Annotated in this window: 13 protein-coding genes; 6 read left to right on the top strand and 7 right to left on the bottom strand. The window is 73.5% G+C overall.

From position 1 onward, the window contains the following. The first annotated feature begins 178 nt into the window (after positions 1 to 178). The 5 genes from ACX6XY_RS08105 to moeZ all read left to right on the top strand — a co-directional run bounded on the left by ACX6XY_RS08105 (position 179) and on the right by moeZ (position 6,649). Positions 179 to 2,023, top strand: a complete 1,845-nt coding sequence (locus ACX6XY_RS08105; protein ID WP_460327879.1) for a DUF3492 domain-containing protein — start codon at positions 179 to 181, stop codon at positions 2,021 to 2,023. Beyond that, entirely contained in the window at positions 2,020 to 3,501 is a 1,482-nt protein-coding gene (locus tag ACX6XY_RS08100) for a hypothetical protein (RefSeq protein WP_460327878.1), read from the top strand. Before ACX6XY_RS08105 ends, ACX6XY_RS08100 begins: the two co-directional genes overlap by 4 nt. A 168-nt stretch (positions 3,502 to 3,669) precedes the next feature. Then, positions 3,670 to 4,626, top strand: a complete 957-nt coding sequence (locus tag ACX6XY_RS08095) for an NAD-dependent epimerase/dehydratase family protein (protein ID WP_460327877.1) — start codon at positions 3,670 to 3,672, stop codon at positions 4,624 to 4,626. Then, on the top strand, positions 4,614 to 5,408 hold the full coding sequence (locus ACX6XY_RS08090) for a spherulation-specific family 4 protein (protein ID WP_460327876.1): 795 nt from the start codon (positions 4,614 to 4,616) through the stop codon (positions 5,406 to 5,408). Before ACX6XY_RS08095 ends, ACX6XY_RS08090 begins: the two co-directional genes overlap by 13 nt. 62 nt (positions 5,409 to 5,470) lie before the next feature. Continuing rightward, positions 5,471 to 6,649 carry an adenylyltransferase/sulfurtransferase MoeZ gene (moeZ, locus tag ACX6XY_RS08085; protein WP_460327875.1) on the top strand — a complete coding sequence of 393 codons (1,179 nt, stop codon included), beginning with the start codon at positions 5,471 to 5,473 and terminating at the stop codon, positions 6,647 to 6,649. 90 nt (positions 6,650 to 6,739) lie between these two features. Here the strand turns inward: moeZ and ACX6XY_RS08080 are convergent, their stop codons facing one another. The 7 genes from ACX6XY_RS08080 to ACX6XY_RS08050 all read right to left on the bottom strand — a co-directional run bounded on the left by ACX6XY_RS08080 (position 6,740) and on the right by ACX6XY_RS08050 (position 17,982). Continuing rightward, positions 6,740 to 8,302 carry an alpha/beta hydrolase gene (locus tag ACX6XY_RS08080; protein WP_460327874.1) on the bottom strand — a complete coding sequence of 521 codons (1,563 nt, stop codon included), beginning with the start codon at positions 8,300 to 8,302 and terminating at the stop codon, positions 6,740 to 6,742. 123 nt (positions 8,303 to 8,425) lie between these two features. Then, positions 8,426 to 10,045 (bottom strand): alpha/beta hydrolase, encoded by a 1,620-nt coding sequence (locus ACX6XY_RS08075; RefSeq protein WP_460327872.1) that lies wholly within the window; start codon positions 10,043 to 10,045, stop codon positions 8,426 to 8,428. 57 nt (positions 10,046 to 10,102) lie between these two features. Then, positions 10,103 to 11,680: an alpha/beta hydrolase gene (locus tag ACX6XY_RS08070; protein WP_460327871.1), complete on the bottom strand. Its 1,578-nt coding sequence runs from the start codon at positions 11,678 to 11,680 to the stop codon at positions 10,103 to 10,105. Positions 11,681 to 11,856: 176 nt separating this feature from the next. Beyond that, positions 11,857 to 13,998, bottom strand: coding sequence for an ABC transporter permease (locus ACX6XY_RS08065; protein ID WP_460327870.1), 2,142 nt, complete (start codon positions 13,996 to 13,998; stop codon positions 11,857 to 11,859). Further along, positions 13,995 to 14,759: a molybdate ABC transporter substrate-binding protein gene (gene modA / locus ACX6XY_RS08060; protein WP_460327868.1), complete on the bottom strand. Its 765-nt coding sequence runs from the start codon at positions 14,757 to 14,759 to the stop codon at positions 13,995 to 13,997. The genes ACX6XY_RS08065 and modA overlap by 4 nt, the downstream gene beginning before the upstream one ends. A gap of 45 nt (positions 14,760 to 14,804) precedes the next feature. After that, a complete protein-coding gene (locus ACX6XY_RS08055) occupies positions 14,805 to 15,200 on the bottom strand; it encodes a TOBE domain-containing protein (RefSeq protein WP_460327867.1) in 396 nt (131 codons plus the stop codon). A gap of 85 nt (positions 15,201 to 15,285) precedes the next feature. Beyond that, positions 15,286 to 17,982 (bottom strand): lysylphosphatidylglycerol synthase domain-containing protein, encoded by a 2,697-nt coding sequence (locus ACX6XY_RS08050; protein WP_460327866.1) that lies wholly within the window; start codon positions 17,980 to 17,982, stop codon positions 15,286 to 15,288. Positions 17,983 to 18,110: 128 nt separating this feature from the next. Here ACX6XY_RS08050 and ACX6XY_RS08045 point away from each other — a divergent pair, with 128 nt between their 5' ends. Further along, complete coding sequence (locus tag ACX6XY_RS08045) at positions 18,111 to 18,470, top strand: MGMT family protein (RefSeq protein WP_460327865.1); 360 nt, start codon at positions 18,111 to 18,113, stop codon at positions 18,468 to 18,470. The last annotated feature ends 59 nt before the right edge of the window (positions 18,471 to 18,529 follow it).

Raw genomic sequence — 18,529 nt, 5'->3', positions numbered from 1 at the left:
AATCGCCTGTCTAGCGCGACAGAACGCGACCTGCGCGGGAAAGTTACGAGCGTTCACCCCTTTTGGTGGTGCGACGGACAACCGTCCGTCGCGCCACCGCCCGTACCGCTTACGTTCTTCCCGCTGCGGGCGACCGGACCAACGGTGGCCCCCCATACGGGAGATCGGGGGTGTACGAGTGCGCATCGGACTGCTTACGGAGGGTGGCTACCCGTATGTCACGGGTGAGGCCAGACTCTGGTGCGACCGGCTCGTGCGCGGGCTCGAACAGCACGCGTTCGACGTCTTCGCACTGAGCCGGAGCGCGCACCAGGAAGAACAGGGCTGGGTCGAACTCCCGCCCCAGGTTCACCAGGTGCGTACGGCTCCGCTGTGGACGGCCGAGGACGACGGCGCCGCTTACGGCCGCCGCGAGCGGCGCAGGTTCCGCGAGCACTTCGGGGAACTCGCGGCCGAGATCTGCGCCGTCGAGGGCCAGGCGGACCGTTTCGCCAGCGCGCTGTACGGGCTTGCCGACCTCGCCCGCGACGCGGGCGGACTGGCCGGGGCGCTCCGCTCCGAGACCGCCGTACGCGCCCTGGAGCGCGCCTGTCGCGCACCCGGCGCGCCGCGCGCCGCGCGCCAGGCGCGGGTGCCGGACCTGCTCGCCGTCGCCGGGCTCCTGGAGCGTGCGCTGCGGCCGCTCTCGCTCGACTGGTACGAGGACGCCGACGGCGGCCTCGGCGGCGTCGACCTGTGCCACGCGGCGTCCGGCGGCACGGCGGCGCTGCCGGGGCTGCTCGCCGGGCACTTCGCGGGGGTGCCGCTGCTCGTCACCGAGTACGGGGTCCAGCTGCGCGCCCAGTACCTGGGCGCGGCGGGCGAGTTAAGCCCCCCGGCCCGTGCGCTGCTGGCCGCCTTCCACGGGCGGCTGGCCGCCGAGGTGTACCGCGAGGCCGCGATCGTGACGCCCGGCAACACCCATGTCCGGCGCTGGCAGGAACGCTGCGGCGCGGACCGCGGCAAGCTGCGTACGGTCTATCCGGGCATGGCGGCGGCCCGCTTCGCCGACGTCGGCGAGAGCGGGGACGCGCACGACCCCGACACGCTCGTCTGGGTCGGTCGGGTCGAGCCGGCGAAGGACCTGATCTCGCTGCTGCACGCGTTCGCCGAGGTGCGCAGGGCGGAGCCGGGGGCGCGGCTGCGGATCGTCGGCGCGCCGGCCGACGGCGGCGACGCGGCGGCGTATCTCGCGCACTGCAAGGGGCTGGCCGCGCAGCTCTTCCCGGACGAGGCGGACGGCGCGCACGCGGTGGGCGCCAACCCGGTGTCGTTCGACGAGGTCGGCGGCCCCGAGGTCCCGGACCTCGCCGACGCGTACGCGTCGGGCGGTGTGGTGGTGCTGTCCAGCGTGGTCGAGGGCTTTCCGATCAGCCTGGTCGAGGCGATGTTCTGCGGGCGCGCCACGGTGTCGACGGATGTCGGCGCGGTGGTCGAGGTCATCGGCGGCACGGGGCTCGTGGTGCCGCCGCGCAATCCGCGGGCGCTCGCCGACGCGTGTGTGGCACTGCTGCGCGACCCGGAGCGGCGGGCGCGGCTCGGTGCGGCGGCACGCGCGCGTGCCGTCGAACTCTTCACGGTCGAACAGAACGTCGAGGCGTATCGCGGCATTTACCTGGAGATCGTCGCGAACTGCCCGGTGCGGCGCGACGCGGTGGACGCGGCGGGAGAGCCGCTGCCCTTCGCGCACCCGGCCGAGTCCCATGTGCCGGGCCGCTGGGCCGCGGCCAGGGGCACCGCCCGACACCTCCGCCCACGGCGCACACCACAGCCTCCAACCCCTCCCGGCCCAAGCTGGGCGACGGCCCAGGCCGAGCTGGCGGGCGCGGCGGACCGGGACACGCCGGTGGGTGTGGCGGACCGGGGCGAGCTGGCCGGTGTGGTGGACCGGGGCGAGCCGGTTGGTGTGGCTGGCTGTGGTGGGGCAGGTGGTGTGGCCGTCGCCGCGGGGGTCGGCGCTGGCGCGGAGAAGGGGGAGTCATGAGCGGCAGGTCTTCCGTCGGCAGGGCCGCTTCGGACGCGCCGTCGACGCCCGTCAGCCCAGAAGCCTGGGGCGCCCACCCCGACGAGCCGCCCCGCGAGCCCGTGCCGCCGCGCACCTCGCGAGACGCCCAGCGGGGCACTCGGCAAGGCACTGACCGACGCACCCCACAGGGGATACCGCGGGAGCCGCTGCGGGCCTCCTCGCGGGGCGTGCCGCAGGACACCGGGCGAGACGCGTCGCAGGCCGCGCCGCAGGAAACCGGGCGAGATCCCTCGCCGCACGACCCTGGGCAGGGCACGGCGCGGGGCGACGGGCGCGGCGTCTCGCAGGGAGTGGCGCGGGAGGCCGGGGCGCGTGGGGGCAACTTCCGCGGGCGGGCGGGAGTGGACCCCGTGAAAGTCCTGATGCACCGGCACCGCGAGCTGTGCGCACGCGCCGTCGACCCCCTGGAGATCGCGGCCGGTCTTGAGGCGCACGGTGTGACCGACAGGACCGCCGCGCGGTTCCGGCACCGGGACGTCTTCTCGCTCGCCGAGGAGATGTACGCGCGCGTACCGCGCGACACCCCGCCCCTGACCGACGTACCCCTGACCGACGCGCGACCCGCGTACGGGCCCAGGACCGCCGGAACACCGCGCGCCCCCGCCGCATGGGCGGCCCTGGCGCTGCTGCCGGGGGCCGTCTGCGCGGCCGCCGTCACTCTGGAGCGGCTCACCTCGGGCCACGCGCGCGTCGCCGTGATCCTCGTCGGCGCGCTCGCCGTCGCGGGCGCGCTCCGGCTGGTCCTGCGGCACGGACCGCTGCGCGCCCGCGGGCGTACGCTGCCCGCGACCCGGTGGTGGGTCTGCTGGCTGCTCGGGTACGCGCTGCTCGGCGACGGGCTGCTGCGCGCCGCGCTCACCGGAGACCTGGCGGACCCCTGGCCGATGCGGCACACGGCCGTGCTCGGGCTCGCCCTCGCGGTGGCGCCCGCGGCCTGGTGCGCCCGGCTCTTCGGCGTCCGCGCCGAGCGCAGGCTCGCCGTGAGCCGAGGCCTGGCGGACTTCGCCACGGCCGTACGACCCGTGCTGATCGGCGTGTTCCTGCTCTTCCTCGCCGCGCTCGCGACCCTGCTCCAGCTCACCGGCCGCCTGCTCGGCCAGGGGCAGGGCCACGGCGGCGTCCCGCTCGCCGCGTTGACGCTCGGCGCGCTGCTGCTGCTCGCCCGACTGCTGACCGCGCACGGGTTTCCGGGCGCACCGGCCGCCGCGCTCGGCGGCGTCTGCGCCGCCGAGGCCCTGACCCTGGCCGCGGCCGCCGCCGGGCAGCTGCCCGCGCTCGCGTTCCTCGCCACACCGGTCGACACCGCCGTACAGACCTGGGGCACCGGTGTGGTCCCCGCGACGGCCTGCGGGGCCGCGGCGCTCGCGCTCCTGGTCCACGCGGCCCGCACCCTCACTCGGGCGTCGGCCCACGCGCACTCGGGGGCGACCTCGTGAGCCGCCCCCGCTCTCCCGAACCCCCCAGTTCCCCACCTCCCACACCTCCCGCGGGGCCGACACCGCGGGCGCCCCGCGAGACCCCACGGCACCACCCCGAAGGAGAAAGCACGCGATGACCGCCCTTCCCCCCGACCACCGCCGAGACACCGCCCAGGGGGCCGTCCGATGAGGGTGCTGCTGCTCGGAGCCAACGGATACCTGGGCCGCTTCGTGGCCGACCGGCTGCTGGCCGACCCGGCCGTGCAGCTCACCGCGCTCGGGCGCGGCGACGACGCGGACGTACGTTTCGACCTCGCGGGCGGCAGCCCCGGCGCGCTGACCCGCTTCCTGGACGCCGTACACCCCGGCGTCGTCGTCAACTGCGCGGGCGCGACCCGCGGCGGCGCCCGCGACCTGACCCGGCACAACACCGTGGCCGTCGCCACCGTGTGCGAGGCGCTGCGCCGCAGCGGCTGCGGCGCGCGCCTGGTGCAGATCGGCTGCGCCGCCGAGTACGGGCCGAGCCAGCCGGGCTCGTCGACCGCCGAGGACGCGGTGCCGCGCCCCGGCGGCCCGTACGGCGTCAGCAAGCTCGCCGCGACCGAGCTGGTGCTCGGGTCGGGCCTGGACGCCGTGGTGCTCAGGGTGTTCTCGCCCGCGGGCCCCGGCACCCCCGCGGGCTCCCCGCTCGGGCGGCTCGCGGAGGCCATGCGCCGCGCCATGCAGTCGGGCGACGGCGAACTCAAGCTGGGCGGGCTCGGCGTGCAGCGCGACTTCGTGGACGTACGGGACGTCGCGCGCGCCGTGCACGCCGCCTCGCTCTCGGCCGCCCAGGGCGTGGTCAACATCGGCTCCGGGCGCGCCGTACGGCTCCGGGACGCGGCCGCCGTACTGGCCAGGGTCGCGGGCTTCGGCGGCGCCCTGCACGAGCTGGACGTGCCCCAGGGGCGCGGCCCGCTCGGACACCCGCGCGCCGCCGAGCCCGAGCACGGCGGCCCGGCCGTCTACCCCTACCCGGACGGCTGCGGCAGCTGGCAGCAGGCGGATGTGCGCACCGCGCGCGACCGGCTCGGCTGGCGTCCCCGGATCAACCTCGAAGAGTCGCTCGCCGACATCTGGATGGAGGCCGCATGCCGCATCTGATCTCCCCGGCCACATGCCGCCCGGCCGAGTCCGAGTCGGCGGTCGGACTCGGCGTACCCGGCTACGCGCACCCCCTGGTGGCGCCGGTCGAGTGGGCCGCCGCGACGGCCAGGGCCGCGGTCGACACCACCCACTGGGTCGTGCTGAACGTCGCGGGCGGTTCGCCGTCCGGGGCTGCGGGCGGGTCGGCGGGCGGGCCTGGTGTCCGCCCCGACCCGCACTGCCTGGAGGCCGCCGGGCGGCTCCGTAACGCCGGGGTGCGGGTCCTGGGCCAGCTCGACCTGGCGTACGGCGCCCGCCCCTTCGGCGACCTGGTACGGGACGCGCACCGCTACCTCGACTGGTACCGGCCAGGCGGCTTCTACCTGGACCGCTGCCCCACCGAGCGATCCGCGCTGGCCGACGTCCACCGGGTGACCGCGACCCTGCGGGCCCTGTGTGACGACGGCCACCTGGTGCTCGGCCACGGGACGCACCCGTACCCCGGCTACGCGGAAGCGGCCGACCAGCTGGTGACCTTCTCCGGCGGCTGGTCCGACTACCGCTGGTCCCAGGTCGCGGAGTGGACCGCGGCCCATCCGCCGGAGCGCTTCTGCCACTTCGTGTACGGAGTGCCGCGCGGCCATCTGGAGGAGGCGCTGCGGATCGCCCGCTGGCAGGGCGCGGCCACCGTCTACTTCACCGACCGCACCGACTGGGGCGGAACCGTCGACCCCTTCGCGGCACTGCCCGGTTACTGGGACGAAATCGTCTCGCGGATCGGACGGTGTGTCTCGGAATGAAGGAGGGTGTGGCAGCGTTACAGCCAGAACAACTGTTCCGAATACCGACCAACGGAGCCCCCGTGTCGCTGCCACCCCTGGTCGAGCCAGCATCTGAGCTCACCGTCGACGAGGTCCGCAGGTACTCCCGCCACCTGATCATCCCGGATGTCGGGATGGACGGGCAGAAGCGGCTGAAGAACGCCAAGGTGCTGTGCGTCGGCGCCGGCGGCCTCGGCTCGCCCGCCCTGATGTACCTGGCCGCGGCCGGTGTGGGCACCCTGGGCATTGTGGAGTTCGACGAGGTCGACGAGTCGAACCTGCAGCGCCAGATCATCCACAGCCAGTCGGACATCGGCCGCTCGAAGGCCGAGTCCGCCAAGGACTCGGTCCTCGGCATCAACCCGTACGTCAACGTGATCCTTCACGAGGAGCGGCTTGAGGCCGACAACGTGATGGACATCTTCGGGCAGTACGACCTGATCGTCGACGGCACGGACAACTTCGCCACCCGTTACCTGGTCAACGACGCTTGCGTGCTGCTGAACAAGCCGTACGTCTGGGGCTCGATCTACCGCTTCGACGGTCAGGCCAGCGTCTTCTGGAGCGAGCACGGCCCCTGCTACCGCTGCCTCTACCCGGAGCCCCCGCCGCCGGGCATGGTCCCGTCCTGCGCCGAGGGCGGCGTACTCGGCGTGCTCTGCGCCTCCATCGGCTCCATCCAGGTCACCGAGGCGATCAAGGTGCTCGCCGGGGTCGGCGACCCGCTGGTCGGCCGCCTGATGATCTACGACGCCCTGGAGATGCAGTACCGGCAGGTCAAGGTACGCAAGGACCCGGACTGCGCGGTCTGCGGCGAGAACCCCACCGTCACCGAGCTCATCGACTACGAGGCCTTCTGCGGCGTCGTGTCGGACGAGGCGCAGGAGGCGGCGCTCGGCTCGACGATCACTCCCAAGCAGCTCAAGGAGTGGATCGACACGGACGAGAAGATCGAAATCATCGACGTCCGTGAGCAGAACGAGTACGAGATCGTCTCGATCCCCGGCGCCCGGCTGATCCCCAAGAACGAGTTCCTGATGGGCAACGCCCTCCAGGACCTGCCGCAGGACAAGAAGATCGTCTTGCATTGCAAGACGGGTGTCCGATCCGCGGAAGTCCTCGCGGTGCTCAAGTCCGCGGGCTTCGCCGACGCGGTGCACGTGGGCGGCGGCGTGATCGGCTGGGTCAACCAGATCGAGCCGGACAAGCCGATCTACTGAGCCTCGGCAGCCTCGGCGGTTCGTTGAGCTGAACGGAAGGGTCCGGCCCCCGCGGGATGGGGGCCGGACCCTTCGTCGTACCGCGTCCCGCTACGAGCAGGTCTTGCCGTCGGCCGGGGCCTCGCCGTCCAGCAGATGCCGGTCGACCAGCTTGGTGGCGCAGGAGTTCACGCCGTACGTGCCATGGCCCTCGCCCTTGACGGTCACATGGATGCCGACGCCGTCACCGAGCGCGTCGGCCATCTTCTGCGCGCCCTCGTACGGGGTCGCCGGGTCGCCGGTGTTGCCGATGACCACGATCGGGGCGGCGCCGTCGGCGCTCACCTCGGGGGTCTTCCGCTCCCCGTCGACCGGCCAGTCCGTACAGCCGATCAGGCTCCAGGCCAGCGCCTCACCGAAGACGGGGGACGCCCGCGTGAACTCCGGCAGGCGTCGCTTCACGTCGTCGACCGTGAGGCGCTCGTTGGAGTCGGCGCAGCGGATCGCGGCGCCCGCCTCGTTGCTGTTGTCGTAACGACCCTGCTCGTCGCGGCCGTTGTAGAAGTCGGCGAGCAGCTGGAGCACATTGCCGGTGCCCGCCGTCATCACCTCGGTCAGCCCCTGGGTGAGGTACTGCCAGGACTCCTTCGAGTACAGCGACGCGGCGATGCCCGTGAACGCCTGGCCGTGGGTGAGCTTGCGGCCGTCGTCGGTCGGCAGCGGCTCGTCCTCCAGGCGCTTGAGCAGCGCCGCGACGTCCTCGCTGGTCGGGTAGGCGTGCGGTCCTGGCGACTTCAGATAGTTGTCCAGGGCCAGCTGGAAGCCCTTGGCCTGGCTGAGCGCCCCGGCGACGGTGTCCGCGGTCGGGTCCACGACGGCGTCGAAGACCGTACGGCCGACGTTCTCGGGGAACAGGTGGGCGTAGACGCCGCCGAGTTCGGTGCCGTAGGAGATGCCGAAGTAGTTGAGCTTGTCGTCGCCGAGCGCCCGGCGCATCAGGTCCATGTCGCGGGCCGTGTCGGTGGTGCGGACGTACGGCAGCACCTTGCCGGATCGCTTCTCGCACTGCGCGAAGTTCTTCTTGTTCTCCGCGAGGCCCTCGCTGATCTCGGCCTCGGTGCGCGGCGGACCCTCGTCGGCGGCGGCCTGCTTCTCGATCTCCTTGTCGTCCACACAGTCGACGGCGGCGCTCTCGCCCACCCCGCGCGGGTCGAAGCTCACCAGGTCGTAGCGTTCGTTCAGGGTGTCGTACTCCTCGGCGGCCAGCGGCAGGGTGGCGACTCCCGAGGCGCCGGGGCCGCCGAAGTTGAAGACCAGCGAGCCGATGCGCTCGCCCTGGCCGCCCGTGGCCTGCTTGCGGATCAGCGCGACGTCGACGGTCTCGCCGTCCGGCTTCTCGTGGTTGAGCGGAGCCTTCATGGCAGCGCACTGCCAGTCCTCGCCGGGGGCCTCGCCGCCGCCCTGGGCGACGGACGGGGCGGGGCAGTCGGTCCACTTGAGCTCGGGCTTGGCGCCGGACGCGGAGCCGGACCCGGACTTGGGCTTGGACTCGGACGCGGACGTGGAGTCGGTGGAGGTGGCTTCGGGGTCATCCGATCCGCCGGTACAGCCCGCCAGCAGGGCGGCGGCCAGGAGGGCGGCTGCCCCCGTGCGTATGGATGGGCGGATGGGCATGCCTGCTCCTGCTTTCGGCTGAGGTGTGCACTGAGGGTACGAGCTGAAGTGTGAACTGAGGGTGAACTGGGAGTGTGAGCTGAGGGTGTGAGCTGGGGTTTTCGAGTGGCGCGGCGTCGCGGGTCAGCCGCAGACCTTGCCGTCCTCGGGGATCTCGTGGTCGAGCAGATAGCCGTCTACGGTGTCGTTCACACAGAGGCTGTTGCCGTACGCGCCGTGTCCCTCACCCTTGTTGGTGAGGTGGACGCCGACGCCGTCACCGAGTTCGGCGGCCATCGTCCTGGAGCCCTCGAACGGCGTGGCCGAGTCGCCGGTCGTGCCGATGACCAGGATCGGGGCGGCGCCGGGCGCGCTCACCCGTGTGGTGTCGTGCTCCCCTTCGACCGGCCACTCATGGCACCAGCCCGCCGTGTCCCAGCCCAGGAAGGGCCCGAACACCGGGGAGATCCGCTCGAACTCGGGCAGCAGCTTCCTGGCCTCGGCGGGCGTCGGGCGCTGCTTGGTGTCGGAGCAGGAGATCGCCCGCTGAGAGTGCTGCGCGGTGCCGTAACGGCCCAGGGAGTCACGGTCGTTGTACTGATCGGCCAGCTTGAGGAGCGAGCTGCCGTCCCCGTCGCGGGCCGCGTCCAGGGCCTTGGTCAGCGTCGGCCAGTAGTGCGGGGAGTACAGGGCCTGGACGATGCCGGTGGTGGCGAGGTTCTCGTTCAGCTCGCGGCCGTCCGAGGCCGGCAGCGGCTCGCGGTCGACGCGGGCCAGCAGGTCGGCGATCTCGCGGGTGCCGGTCTCGGGGTTCGCGCCGGTGGACTTCAGATAGTTGTTCAGGGCCCGCTGGAAGCCCCTGGTCTGGTGCTTGGCGTGGCCGACCATGTCCGCGTTCGGGTCGACCACGGCGTCCAGGACCATCCGGCCGACGTTCTGAGGGAAGAGGTGGGCGTAGGCGCCGCCCAGCTGGGTGCCGTACGAGAAACCGAGGTAGTGCAGCTTGTCGTCGCCGAGTACCTGGCGCATCAGGTCCATGTCGCGTGCCGCGTCGGTGGTGCGGATGTGGCCCAGTACCTCGCCCGACTCGCGGGCGCAGCCCGCGCCGAAGTCCGCGGCGTCCTTGAAGTACGCCGCCTCTTCGGCGGGCGTGTCCGGGGTCAGGTCGACCTCGGTGTACGCCTGCTCCGTGTCGGCGTCCGTGCGGCAGTGCACGCCCCGGCTGGCGGCGACCCCGCGGGGGTCGAAACTCACCAGGTCATAGCGGGTGTTGAGCTTCTTGTAGCCGGGGCCGAACAGCGGCAGCCGCTCGACTCCCGAGCCACCGGGTCCGCCGAAGTTCAGCAGCAGCGAGCCTATGCGGCCGGACGGCTCGGTGGCCTTGGTGCGAATCAGGACGATGCCGATGACGTCGCCGTCGGGCTGGTCGTAGTCCAGGGGCGCCCGCATCGTGGCGCACTCCCAGCGGTCCTGGAATCGCTGGGGGGACTCGGGCGGCTCGCAGCGGCCCCAGTCCAGCTTCTGGCCGGTGAGGGCGGCGGGCAGGTTCGAGGCCGTCCGGCCGTCCGCGGAGGGCTTGGCCGCCGAGCTGGTGCCCGGCTTCGTCCCCTTCTCCCTCTCCCCGCCGCTGGAGGCGTCGCCGCCCGTACAGCCCACGGCGAGTACGGCCGCCGCGAGCGCCGCGGCGGCGGCGCGCAGGCCCCGTACCGGCCGCACCGGGCGGGACCGGCCCGTCGCGCCTGTCGCGCTCGCGTTGTCCGTCATGAACGACTGCCCCCTCGATGGCCGGTCCGATCATCTTACGGCGCGGTGGGTGCGGGATTAGGTGCAGACGGTTCCGGGCGACGGGGTCTCGCCGTCCAGCAGATAGCCGTTCACGGCGTCCTGGACGCAGCTGCTGCCGCTGTCGTACGCGCCGTGCCCCTGGCCCCGGTAGGTCAGCTCGACCCCCACCTTCTCGCCCAGCGCCTCGGCCATCTTCCGCGCGCCCTCGTACGGGGTGGCCGGGTCGCCGGTGTTCCCGATGACCAGGATCGGCGCCGAGCCGTCGGCGCTCACGTCGGGGTGGTCGGCGGCGCCGTCAACCGGCCAGCCGGAGCAGCCGAGCATGCCCCACGCCATGTAGTCGCCGAAGACCGGTGACGCCGCGCGGAACTCGGGGAGCTTCGCCTTCACGTCGGCGACGGTGTACCGGGCCTTGGCGTCCGCGCAGCTGATGGCCGTGTTGGCGGCCTGGATGTTGCTGTAGGTGCCGTCCGGGTTGCGGCCGTTCAGGGCGTCGGAGAGCGTCATCAGGATGCGGCCGTCGCCGTCGTACGCCTGCTCAAGGCCCTCGGTCAGGTACTCCCAGAAGTCCTCCGAGTACAGCGACTGGGCGATTCCGCTGGTGGCGGCGGTCTGCGTGAGCTCGCGCTCCCCGCTGCCGGGCAGCGGGGAGGCGTCGAGGTCGTCCAGGAGCTGGGAGATACGGTCCTGCACATCCTGGGCGGAGTCGCCCACCGGGCAGTCGTCGACCCGTGCCGTGCAGTCTTCGGCGTAGTTCTCCAGGGCCCGCTGGAAGCCCTTGGCCTGGCCGAGCGAGGCCTGCTCGGGCGTCTGCGTCGGGTCGACGACCGCGTCGAACACGGCGCGGCCGACGTTCTCGGGGAACAGATGGGCGTAGACGCCGCCGAGTTCGGTGCCGTACGAGATGCCGAAGTAGTGCAGCTTGTCGTCGCCGAGTACCTGGCGCATCAGGTCCATGTCGCGTGCCGCGTCGGTGGTGCGGACGTACGGCAGGACCTTGCCGGAGTTCTTCTCGCAGGCCTCGCTGTAGTCCCGTACGCCCTCGATGAGGGTCTTCTCCTCGGTGCTGTCGTCGGGTGTCGCGTCCTCCTGGTTGAGCGCGTCCAGCTGCTCGTCGTCCTCGCAGGTCACCGGGGCGCTGCGGCCGACCCCGCGCGGGTCGAAGCTCACCAGGTCATAGCGGGAGCGCAGCTTGGCGTAGCTCTCGCCGAAGGCGGGCAGGGTGGCCACCCCCGAGCCGCCGGGGCCGCCGAAGTTGAACACCAGGGAGCCGATGCGGTCCTGCTCCCGCCGCGCCTGAGCCCGGATCAGGGCGATGTCGATCGTGTCGCCGTCGGGCTCGCCCCAGTCCAGCGGGGCCTTCATGGTGGCGCACTGCCACTCGCCGCCCGCGGGCAGCGGCTCGGGGGCCTCGCCGCCGCCCTGCGCCGAGTCCGGCGCGGGGCACTCCTTCCAGGACAGGCTCTGGGACGGCAGGTCGCCGGGCCCGTCGTCGCCGCAGGCGGTGAGGGCGGCGGTCAGCGACAGCAGGAGCGCGGCGGCCAGGACGGCGGTACGGGGGCGGGGCGCGGGGGCCGGTGCGGGGGCCGGTGCGGGCGGCGGCGGGGTCGGCATGGCTCCATCCTGCGGGCGCGCCTGGCGGGACGCGCGGGGCGACGGCCGTAAGGGTTATCCCTGGGTTCCGCCCGCACGGCGGGCCTGGGGCCGGGTGCGGGTGCTGGGCCGAGCGCGTGCCCGGAGCCTGGGCGTGAGCCCGGACTCCGAGCGCGGGTGCGGGGCCGGGTGGGGGCTTAGAGGGCGACCAGGGTGATCTCGGTGGCCTTTACGCTCACCCAGACCTCGACGCCTTCCGCGAGGCCCAGTTCCGCGGCCGCCGACGGGGTGACCTCCGCGACGACTTCCGGGACCGCGTCGACCAGTACGCGCAGGCGGCCGCCGTGGGCGGCGAGTTCGCGGACCACACCCCGCCATACGTTGCGCGGGCTGCCCGAAGGGCGGTCGCGGTGCACGGACACCGCCTCGGGGCCGACCACGCCCATCGCGGGTGAGCCGTCCGCGAACCTCTCGTCGCGCGCGGTGGCGATGACCAGCTGGCCGCCGCCGGTCAGTTCCAGGCGGTCCGCGCGTACCGTGCCGGGCCAGGCGTTGCGGCCCAGCATCCGGGCCACCCAGGGGGAGCCGGGGTGCCGGGCGACCTCGGGGGTCTCGGCGTACTGGACCGGGCGGCCGTCCTCCAGTACGAGGACCCGGTCGGCGAGGGACACCGCCTCCACCGGGTCATGGGTCACGATCAGGCAGACGCCGGGGAACGCGCCGAGATGCGCGCGCAGGGCGTGCCGTACGCGGGCCCGTGTCGTCTGGTCGAGCGCGGCCAGCGGTTCGTCCAGGAGCAGCAGGCGGGGGCGCGCGGCCAGGGCTCGGGCCAGGGCCACGCGCTGGGCCTGGCCGCCGGACAGCTCGCCGGGCCTGCGGTGCGCGAGATGGCCGACGCCGAGCCGGTCGAGCCAGCCCTGTGCCGCTTCGCGCGCGTGGCGCTTGGGCACGCCCTGGGCGCGCAGCCCGTAGGCGGTGTTGGCGAGGGCGGTGAGATGCGGGAACAGGGCGCCGTCCTGCGGAACCCAGGCGATCTGGCGACGGTGCACGGGGAGGCCGTCGACCCGGAGCGAGCCGAGCCGCAGCGGGCGGGCGTCGGCGCGCGGGGTGAGGCCGAGCAGGGCGCGCAACAGGGTGGTCTTCCCGGCGCCGTTGGGGCCCACGACGGCGATGGTGGTGCCGGGGGCCGCGGCGAGCGACAGCTGGGTGTGGCCGGTGACGTCGGCGGTGAGCGGCCAGCCGTCGGCGTCGGCGTCGGCGTCGGCGTCGGTGTCGGCGTCGGCGTCGGTGTCGGCGTTGGTGTCGGCCGTGCCCGGCTCGGCCTGGGCGGCGGGACCGGCCGCGGACTCGGCCGTGGATCCGGTGGCGGGGTCGTGGAACTCGTCGGCGGTCGCGTTCGTTTCACCGTGCGTACGGGGCGTGGCGCCCGCCCCGCCGCCAGCGTCAGCCAGCCCCCCGCCACGGCCGCCGCGCCCGGTCCCGCCGCCGAGCCAGCGTCCCCGCAGGGCCACCAGTACCGCCGTAGCGACCACCAGCAGCAGAAGGGAGACCGCCACCGCGCCGTCCGGGTCGTTCTGCAGCAGCAGATACACCTGGAGCGGCAGCGTCTGGGTCGTGCCGGGCAGGTTCCCGGCGAAGGTGATCGTTGCGCCGAACTCCCCGAGCGCACGGGCCCAGCACAGCGCCGCGCCCGCGATCAGTCCGGGCGCGACCATCGGCACGGTCACCGTGCGGAAGGTCCGCAGCGGTGACGCGCCCAGGGACAGCGCCGTCTCCTCGTACCGCTCGTGCAGGGAGGCGATCGCCCCCTCCAGGCTGATCACCAGGAACGGCATCGACACGAAGGAGGACGCGACGACCGCGCCCGCCGTGGAGAACGGCAGCGTGACGCCCAGGTCGGCCAGGTACGGGCCGAGCAGGCCGCGCCGTCCGTACCCCTGGAGCAGGGCGACGCCGGCGACCGTCGGCGGCAGCACCATCGGCAGCATCACCAGGACCCGGACCAGCGCCTTGCCGGGGAACTCCACGCGGGCCAGCAGCCACGCCAGCGGCACCCCGAGCAGCAGCGAGAGCCCCAGCGCCCACCCGGACACCACCAGCGAGAGCCCCAGCGCCTCGGTCACCTCGGGCGAGGTCAGCCGCTTCGGCAGCGAGTGCCAGGGGGCTCCGGCGAGCACGCCCGCGAGCGGCAGGAGGAGAAAGACGACCGCCAGCACGCCCGGCAGCGCGAGCGCCAGCGGCGCCCGGTGCCGCGCCCGGCCGCGCGCCCGGCCCCGCGTACGGCCCCGCGTACGGGATGGGCGGGGCGCGGTGCGGGACACGCGGGCCTTGGCGGTCACGGGGTCTGGAACCCCGCGTCACGCAGCAGCCGCTGGGCCGTGTCGGATGACAGCCACGTCACGAAGTCGGCCGCGGCGTCGGTGTTCCGGGAGCCGGTGAGGGTGGCCGCCGGGTAGGAGGCGATCGCGTTCTGGTCGTCGGGGACGGCGACCGTGGAGACCTTGCCCCCGGCGGCCGCCGCGTCGGTGGCGTAGACGATCCCGGCGTCCGCCTCGCCGAGCGCCACCTTGCTCAGCACCGCCCGGACGCTCGGCTCCAGCGACGCGGGCCGCGCGTCGACGCCCTGCGCGTCGAGGATCTGCCGACTGTAGCGGCCGACGGGCACCTCGGGGGCCGCGAGTACGACCTTGAGCCCGCTCCTGGCCAGGTCGGAGACACCGGTGATCCGCTCCGGGTTGCCCAAGGCGGTGGCGAGCGTGAGCCGGTTGCGCGCGATCACGGTCGCCGGGCCCGTCTCGGACTTCAGCCCGTCCATCGTCGCGGTGTCGGCGGTGACCAGCGCGTCGGCCGGGGCCCCCTGGCGGACCTGCGCGGCCAGCTCCTGCGAGCCCGCGAAGGAGAACGCGACCTTCGTGCCGGGGTGCTCCTTCTCGTACGCCGCGCCCGCCGCCTTGAACACGTCGGTGAGCGAAGCCGCGGCGAGCACGGTCAGCCGGATGCCGTCGGCGCCGTCCGCCCCGGCGTTCCGCTGGCCGCCGCACGCGGCGAGCGACGGCAACAGGGCGGCGGCCGCCAGAACGGCGACGATGGTGCGGCGCATGGGGACTCCCCGATCAGGCGCGGTACTGGTCACGCGCGGTACTGGTCACGCGCGGTCGATATGGACATTCGTCGACTTCACCCTCGCCACCGCCTCCATCCCGACCTCGAGCCCGAGCTCCTCCACGGCCTCCCGCGTCAGCAGCGAGACCAGCCGGTGCGGACCGGCCTGGATCTCCACCTGGGCCGCCACATCGCCGAGCCGCACGGCCGTGATGATTCCGGGGAAGGCGTTGCGCGCGGAGGTGTAGGGCTCGTCGTCGCCCTCGTCCGTCTGCCGCGCGAGCGTGACGGCGTACGCCGCCAGGTCCGGTCCGTCGATCAGCCGCCTGCCCGTGTCATCCCTGCGGGTCGGGATCCGCTCGGCGTCGGCCCAGCGCCGGACGGTGTCCGGGCTGACGCCGAGCAGCCGGGCCGCCTGCTGTGTGGTGTAGGACCGCATGTGCGGCAATGTAGGCACGTCGACATCGCATCTGCAAGGAAGACTGGGCGATGCTCCTCGCGGATGCGATGGGAATCGTATGAAGCTACAGTGCGCCCTTGCGGGTCAGATGGTTGAAGAACAGCCACCCCGGCAGCACCGGCAGCCACAGCGTGAGCAGCCGGTACAGCAGCACCGCGGGCGCCGCGACCTCCTTGGGCAGCCCGACCGCGACCAGGCCGAACGTCAGCGTCGCCTCGACCGCGCCCACACCGCCGGGCGTCGGCGCCGCCGACCCGAGCGCGTTGCCCGCGAGGAACACCACGGCGACGCTGGCGAGACTGAGCGACACCGTGCCCTCGGTGGAGAACGCCTTGACCGAGGCGTGCAGGCACATCACGAACAGGCCGGTCAGCAGCAGCATCCCGCCGATCCCGGCGAGCAGCTTCTGCGGCCGCTGCAGCACGTCGAGCATGCGCGGCACCACACCAGCGAACAGCGACCGCACCCGAGTGACCACGAACTTCCGCAGGAACGGGATCGCGGTCACCACGAGCACCAGCACCGCGGCGGTCAGCAGCCCGGCGATGACCGTACGGGACGGCGCGAAGTCCGGGGTCTTCTCGGTCCCGGTCAGATAGCCGAAGGTCAGCAGCAGCACGATGTGCGAGCCCAGCCCGAAGAGCTGCGACGCGCCCACACTGGCCACCGCGAGCCCGGAGCGCACTCCGGCGCGCTGGAGGAAGCGCGTGTTCAGGGCCACGCCGCCGACCGCCGCGGGCGCCACGATCTTCACGAACGACCCGGCGACCTGCGCGGCCACCGCGCGCAGGAACGACACCCGCTCCGGTACGAAGCCCAGCAGGCTCAGCGCCGCGGCGAAGTACGTCAGCGCCGAGAACCCCGCCGCGGCCGCCACCCAGCCCCACTTGGCCTCGGCGAACAGCTCGTTGAAGTCGATGTCGGTCAGCTGCGTGAGCAGGAAGTACGCGCCGAACGCGCCGGCGATGAAACTGATCAGGGTGCGCGGCTTGATCCGCTCCAGCTGGGCGGGCTCGACCGGCGCCTGCGGCTTGATCCGCAGCACCTGGTGGCGGATCTGGGTGAGCAGGTCCTCCTCGCGGGCCTCGCTCAGCGCCGCGTCCATGGCCCGCTTCTCGGCCTGCTTCTCCGCCTTCAGGGCCTTGCGGTCGAGGGCGCCGTGCTCGTCGGCGCGTGCCTGCTTGGTCCGGTTGGCCGCCGCCAGGACCGCCTCGCGTTCCCGCTGCGCCCGCTCGCGGCCCAGCCTGCGCAGCGTGGCGCGGGTGTTCCGGGACAGGGCGAGCGGCTGGAGCAGCGGCATACAGTCGGCGACCGTGTCGGGGCCGAGCACCGCGACCGCCGCCGCGGCCGCGCGCTCCGCTCCGGTGCGCAGCCCGAACGTGGTCAGCAGCTGGGCGGTGTCCATGCGCAGCAGCAGGTCGCCCGCCGCGATCTCGCCGCCGCGCAGATCGGTGATGATCACCTTGCCGGAACGATCCACCAGGATCGCGTCGCCCTCCAGCCTGCGATGCGCGATCCGCCGCGACTGCAGCGCCGCCACCTGTCGCCAGGTGTCGCGCATCAGCCCGTCGGTGAGCTCGTCGTCGCCCAGCTGGTCGAGGGAGCGGCCGCCGAGGTGCTCGTACACCAGCATGACCGCGTCCGGGCCCAGCTCGGAGGTCGCGATCAGCTTGGGCGCGTTGGCGCCGGCCGCGATCGCCGCGTACGCGAGCAGCGCCTCCTGCTCCAGGGCCTGGCGCAGCGACTGCAGACTGCGCCGGGTGGTGATGCCGCGCAGCGTGAGCCGCCGCCAGACCCGGTAGAAGAAGCCCTGCGCCTGCTGCTCCCGGTCCACCACGGTGACGTCCAGCGGCGGCCCGTCCTCCAGGGTGACGAAGTACCGCCTGCCCCGGTCGCCGAGGTCGGGCGCCTGCGGCAGGTCCTCGGCGCGTACCGCGCTCACCGGGTGGAAGCCGACGTGGCGCAGCCCGGCCAGGAGGTTCTGTCCGGTGGGCCGGACGTTGGGGGAGCCGACCGCGTACAGCGTGCCGTAGGCGACGGTCCAGCCGATCAGCACCGTGAGGACGATCGAGAACGGCGTGGTGTAGCCGACGATCAGCATCGACACGGCGTCCAGCAGCAGCACCGTCCACAGCAGGATGCGCCAGCGCGGCCTGCGGGCCATCCCGACGGCCGTCATATAGGCGATGACGGGCGCGAGATAGCCGTGCACCGGCGCGGTCAGCTCGCCTACGGCGCCGGTCGGCGACTGCTGGGTCAGCGCGTCCTGGATCGCGGCCGGGGCGCTCTCGGTCACCCACAGGTCCGTGGCGAGCGTCACGCCGTGCGCGAGTACGGCCGCGAGCACGCCGTCGGCGATGCGCAGCCCGTCCCGTTTGATCAGCCGCTCGATCGCGAAGGCCACCGGGACCAGCAGCACCGCGATGCTGGAGGCCAGACCGGCGAACTTGCTGAGCAGGTCGGGGGCCCGTCCGGTGCCCTTGGTGATGTCCTCTTCGAGGCCCGCGGCGGTGCCGTGGGCGAATCCGGCGATGGCCAGCACCAGGGCGATGCCGAGGATGCCGACCAACATCCGCATCAGGTCGGACGGGCGGTGCACGCGGGCGGGCAGCAGCGGCTCGTCGCGGTCTACCTGGTCGACGGGCCTGTCCGCCGGGTGGGGCTCGGGCGGGTCTGGGCGCGACAGAGCGTCAGGAGTGCGCTCGCCGTCGCGAGTGCGCCCCTCCTGTGTGCGTTCTGTCTCTTTTTGCTTTCGTATCACCAGTCACCGCCCGCACGATGGTGGCACGACCGCTCGCCGGACGTGGCCCCGAGGGGGCGCGCGAGCGGCGCGGTGTGCCGCGCGCCACACCGGAGAATCCCCGGCGAGGCTGCGGCAAGATAGGCCAGATGAGCGAAAATCGCGGGCCGGAGCCGCCTGGACTGCCGGAGTACGCGGATCGCGTCCTGGAGGTCGCGGAGCTGATCCCGGCCGGGCGTGTCATGACGTACGGAGACATCGCCGAGTGGCTCGGCGACGGCGGCCCACGGCAGGTGGGGCGGGTGATGGCGCTGTACGGCGGGGCCGTGCCATGGTGGCGCGTGGTCCGGGCCGACGGCGTGCCGCTGCCCGGCAACGAGCGGCGCGCCCTGGAGCACTACCGCGCCGAGGCCACCCCGCTGCGCACCACAGGCGACGGCGGACACCGCATCGACATGCGGCGGGCGCGCTGGGACGGCGGCGGCGCGGGGCAGCAGGCTCACATATGACAGCTTCCGCCATCCCGCCCCCGTACGGGCGACCGGTGGCCCGTACGAGCGATGCGCCG

The sequence above is a fragment of the Streptomyces sp. O3 genome (assembly GCF_054788135.1).
The sequence above is the reverse complement of the archived record's forward strand: the minus strand, read 5'-3'. Positions and strand labels throughout refer to the sequence as shown.

Coding starts and splice junctions, on each gene's coding strand:
- ACX6XY_RS08100 (WP_460327878.1), top strand. CDS start 2,020: ATGAGCGGCAGGTCTTCCGTCGGCAGGGCCGCTTCGGACGCGCCGTCG.
- ACX6XY_RS08095 (WP_460327877.1), top strand. CDS start 3,670: ATGAGGGTGCTGCTGCTCGGAGCCAACGGATACCTGGGCCGCTTCGTG.
- ACX6XY_RS08090 (WP_460327876.1), top strand. CDS start 4,614: ATGCCGCATCTGATCTCCCCGGCCACATGCCGCCCGGCCGAGTCCGAG.
- ACX6XY_RS08080 (WP_460327874.1), bottom strand. CDS start 8,302: ATGCCCATCCGCCCATCCATACGCACGGGGGCAGCCGCCCTCCTGGCC.
- ACX6XY_RS08075 (WP_460327872.1), bottom strand. CDS start 10,045: ATGACGGACAACGCGAGCGCGACAGGCGCGACGGGCCGGTCCCGCCCG.
- ACX6XY_RS08070 (WP_460327871.1), bottom strand. CDS start 11,680: ATGCCGACCCCGCCGCCGCCCGCACCGGCCCCCGCACCGGCCCCCGCG.
- modA (WP_460327868.1), bottom strand. CDS start 14,759: ATGCGCCGCACCATCGTCGCCGTTCTGGCGGCCGCCGCCCTGTTGCCG.
- ACX6XY_RS08055 (WP_460327867.1), bottom strand. CDS start 15,200: ATGCGGTCCTACACCACACAGCAGGCGGCCCGGCTGCTCGGCGTCAGC.
- ACX6XY_RS08045 (WP_460327865.1), top strand. CDS start 18,111: ATGAGCGAAAATCGCGGGCCGGAGCCGCCTGGACTGCCGGAGTACGCG.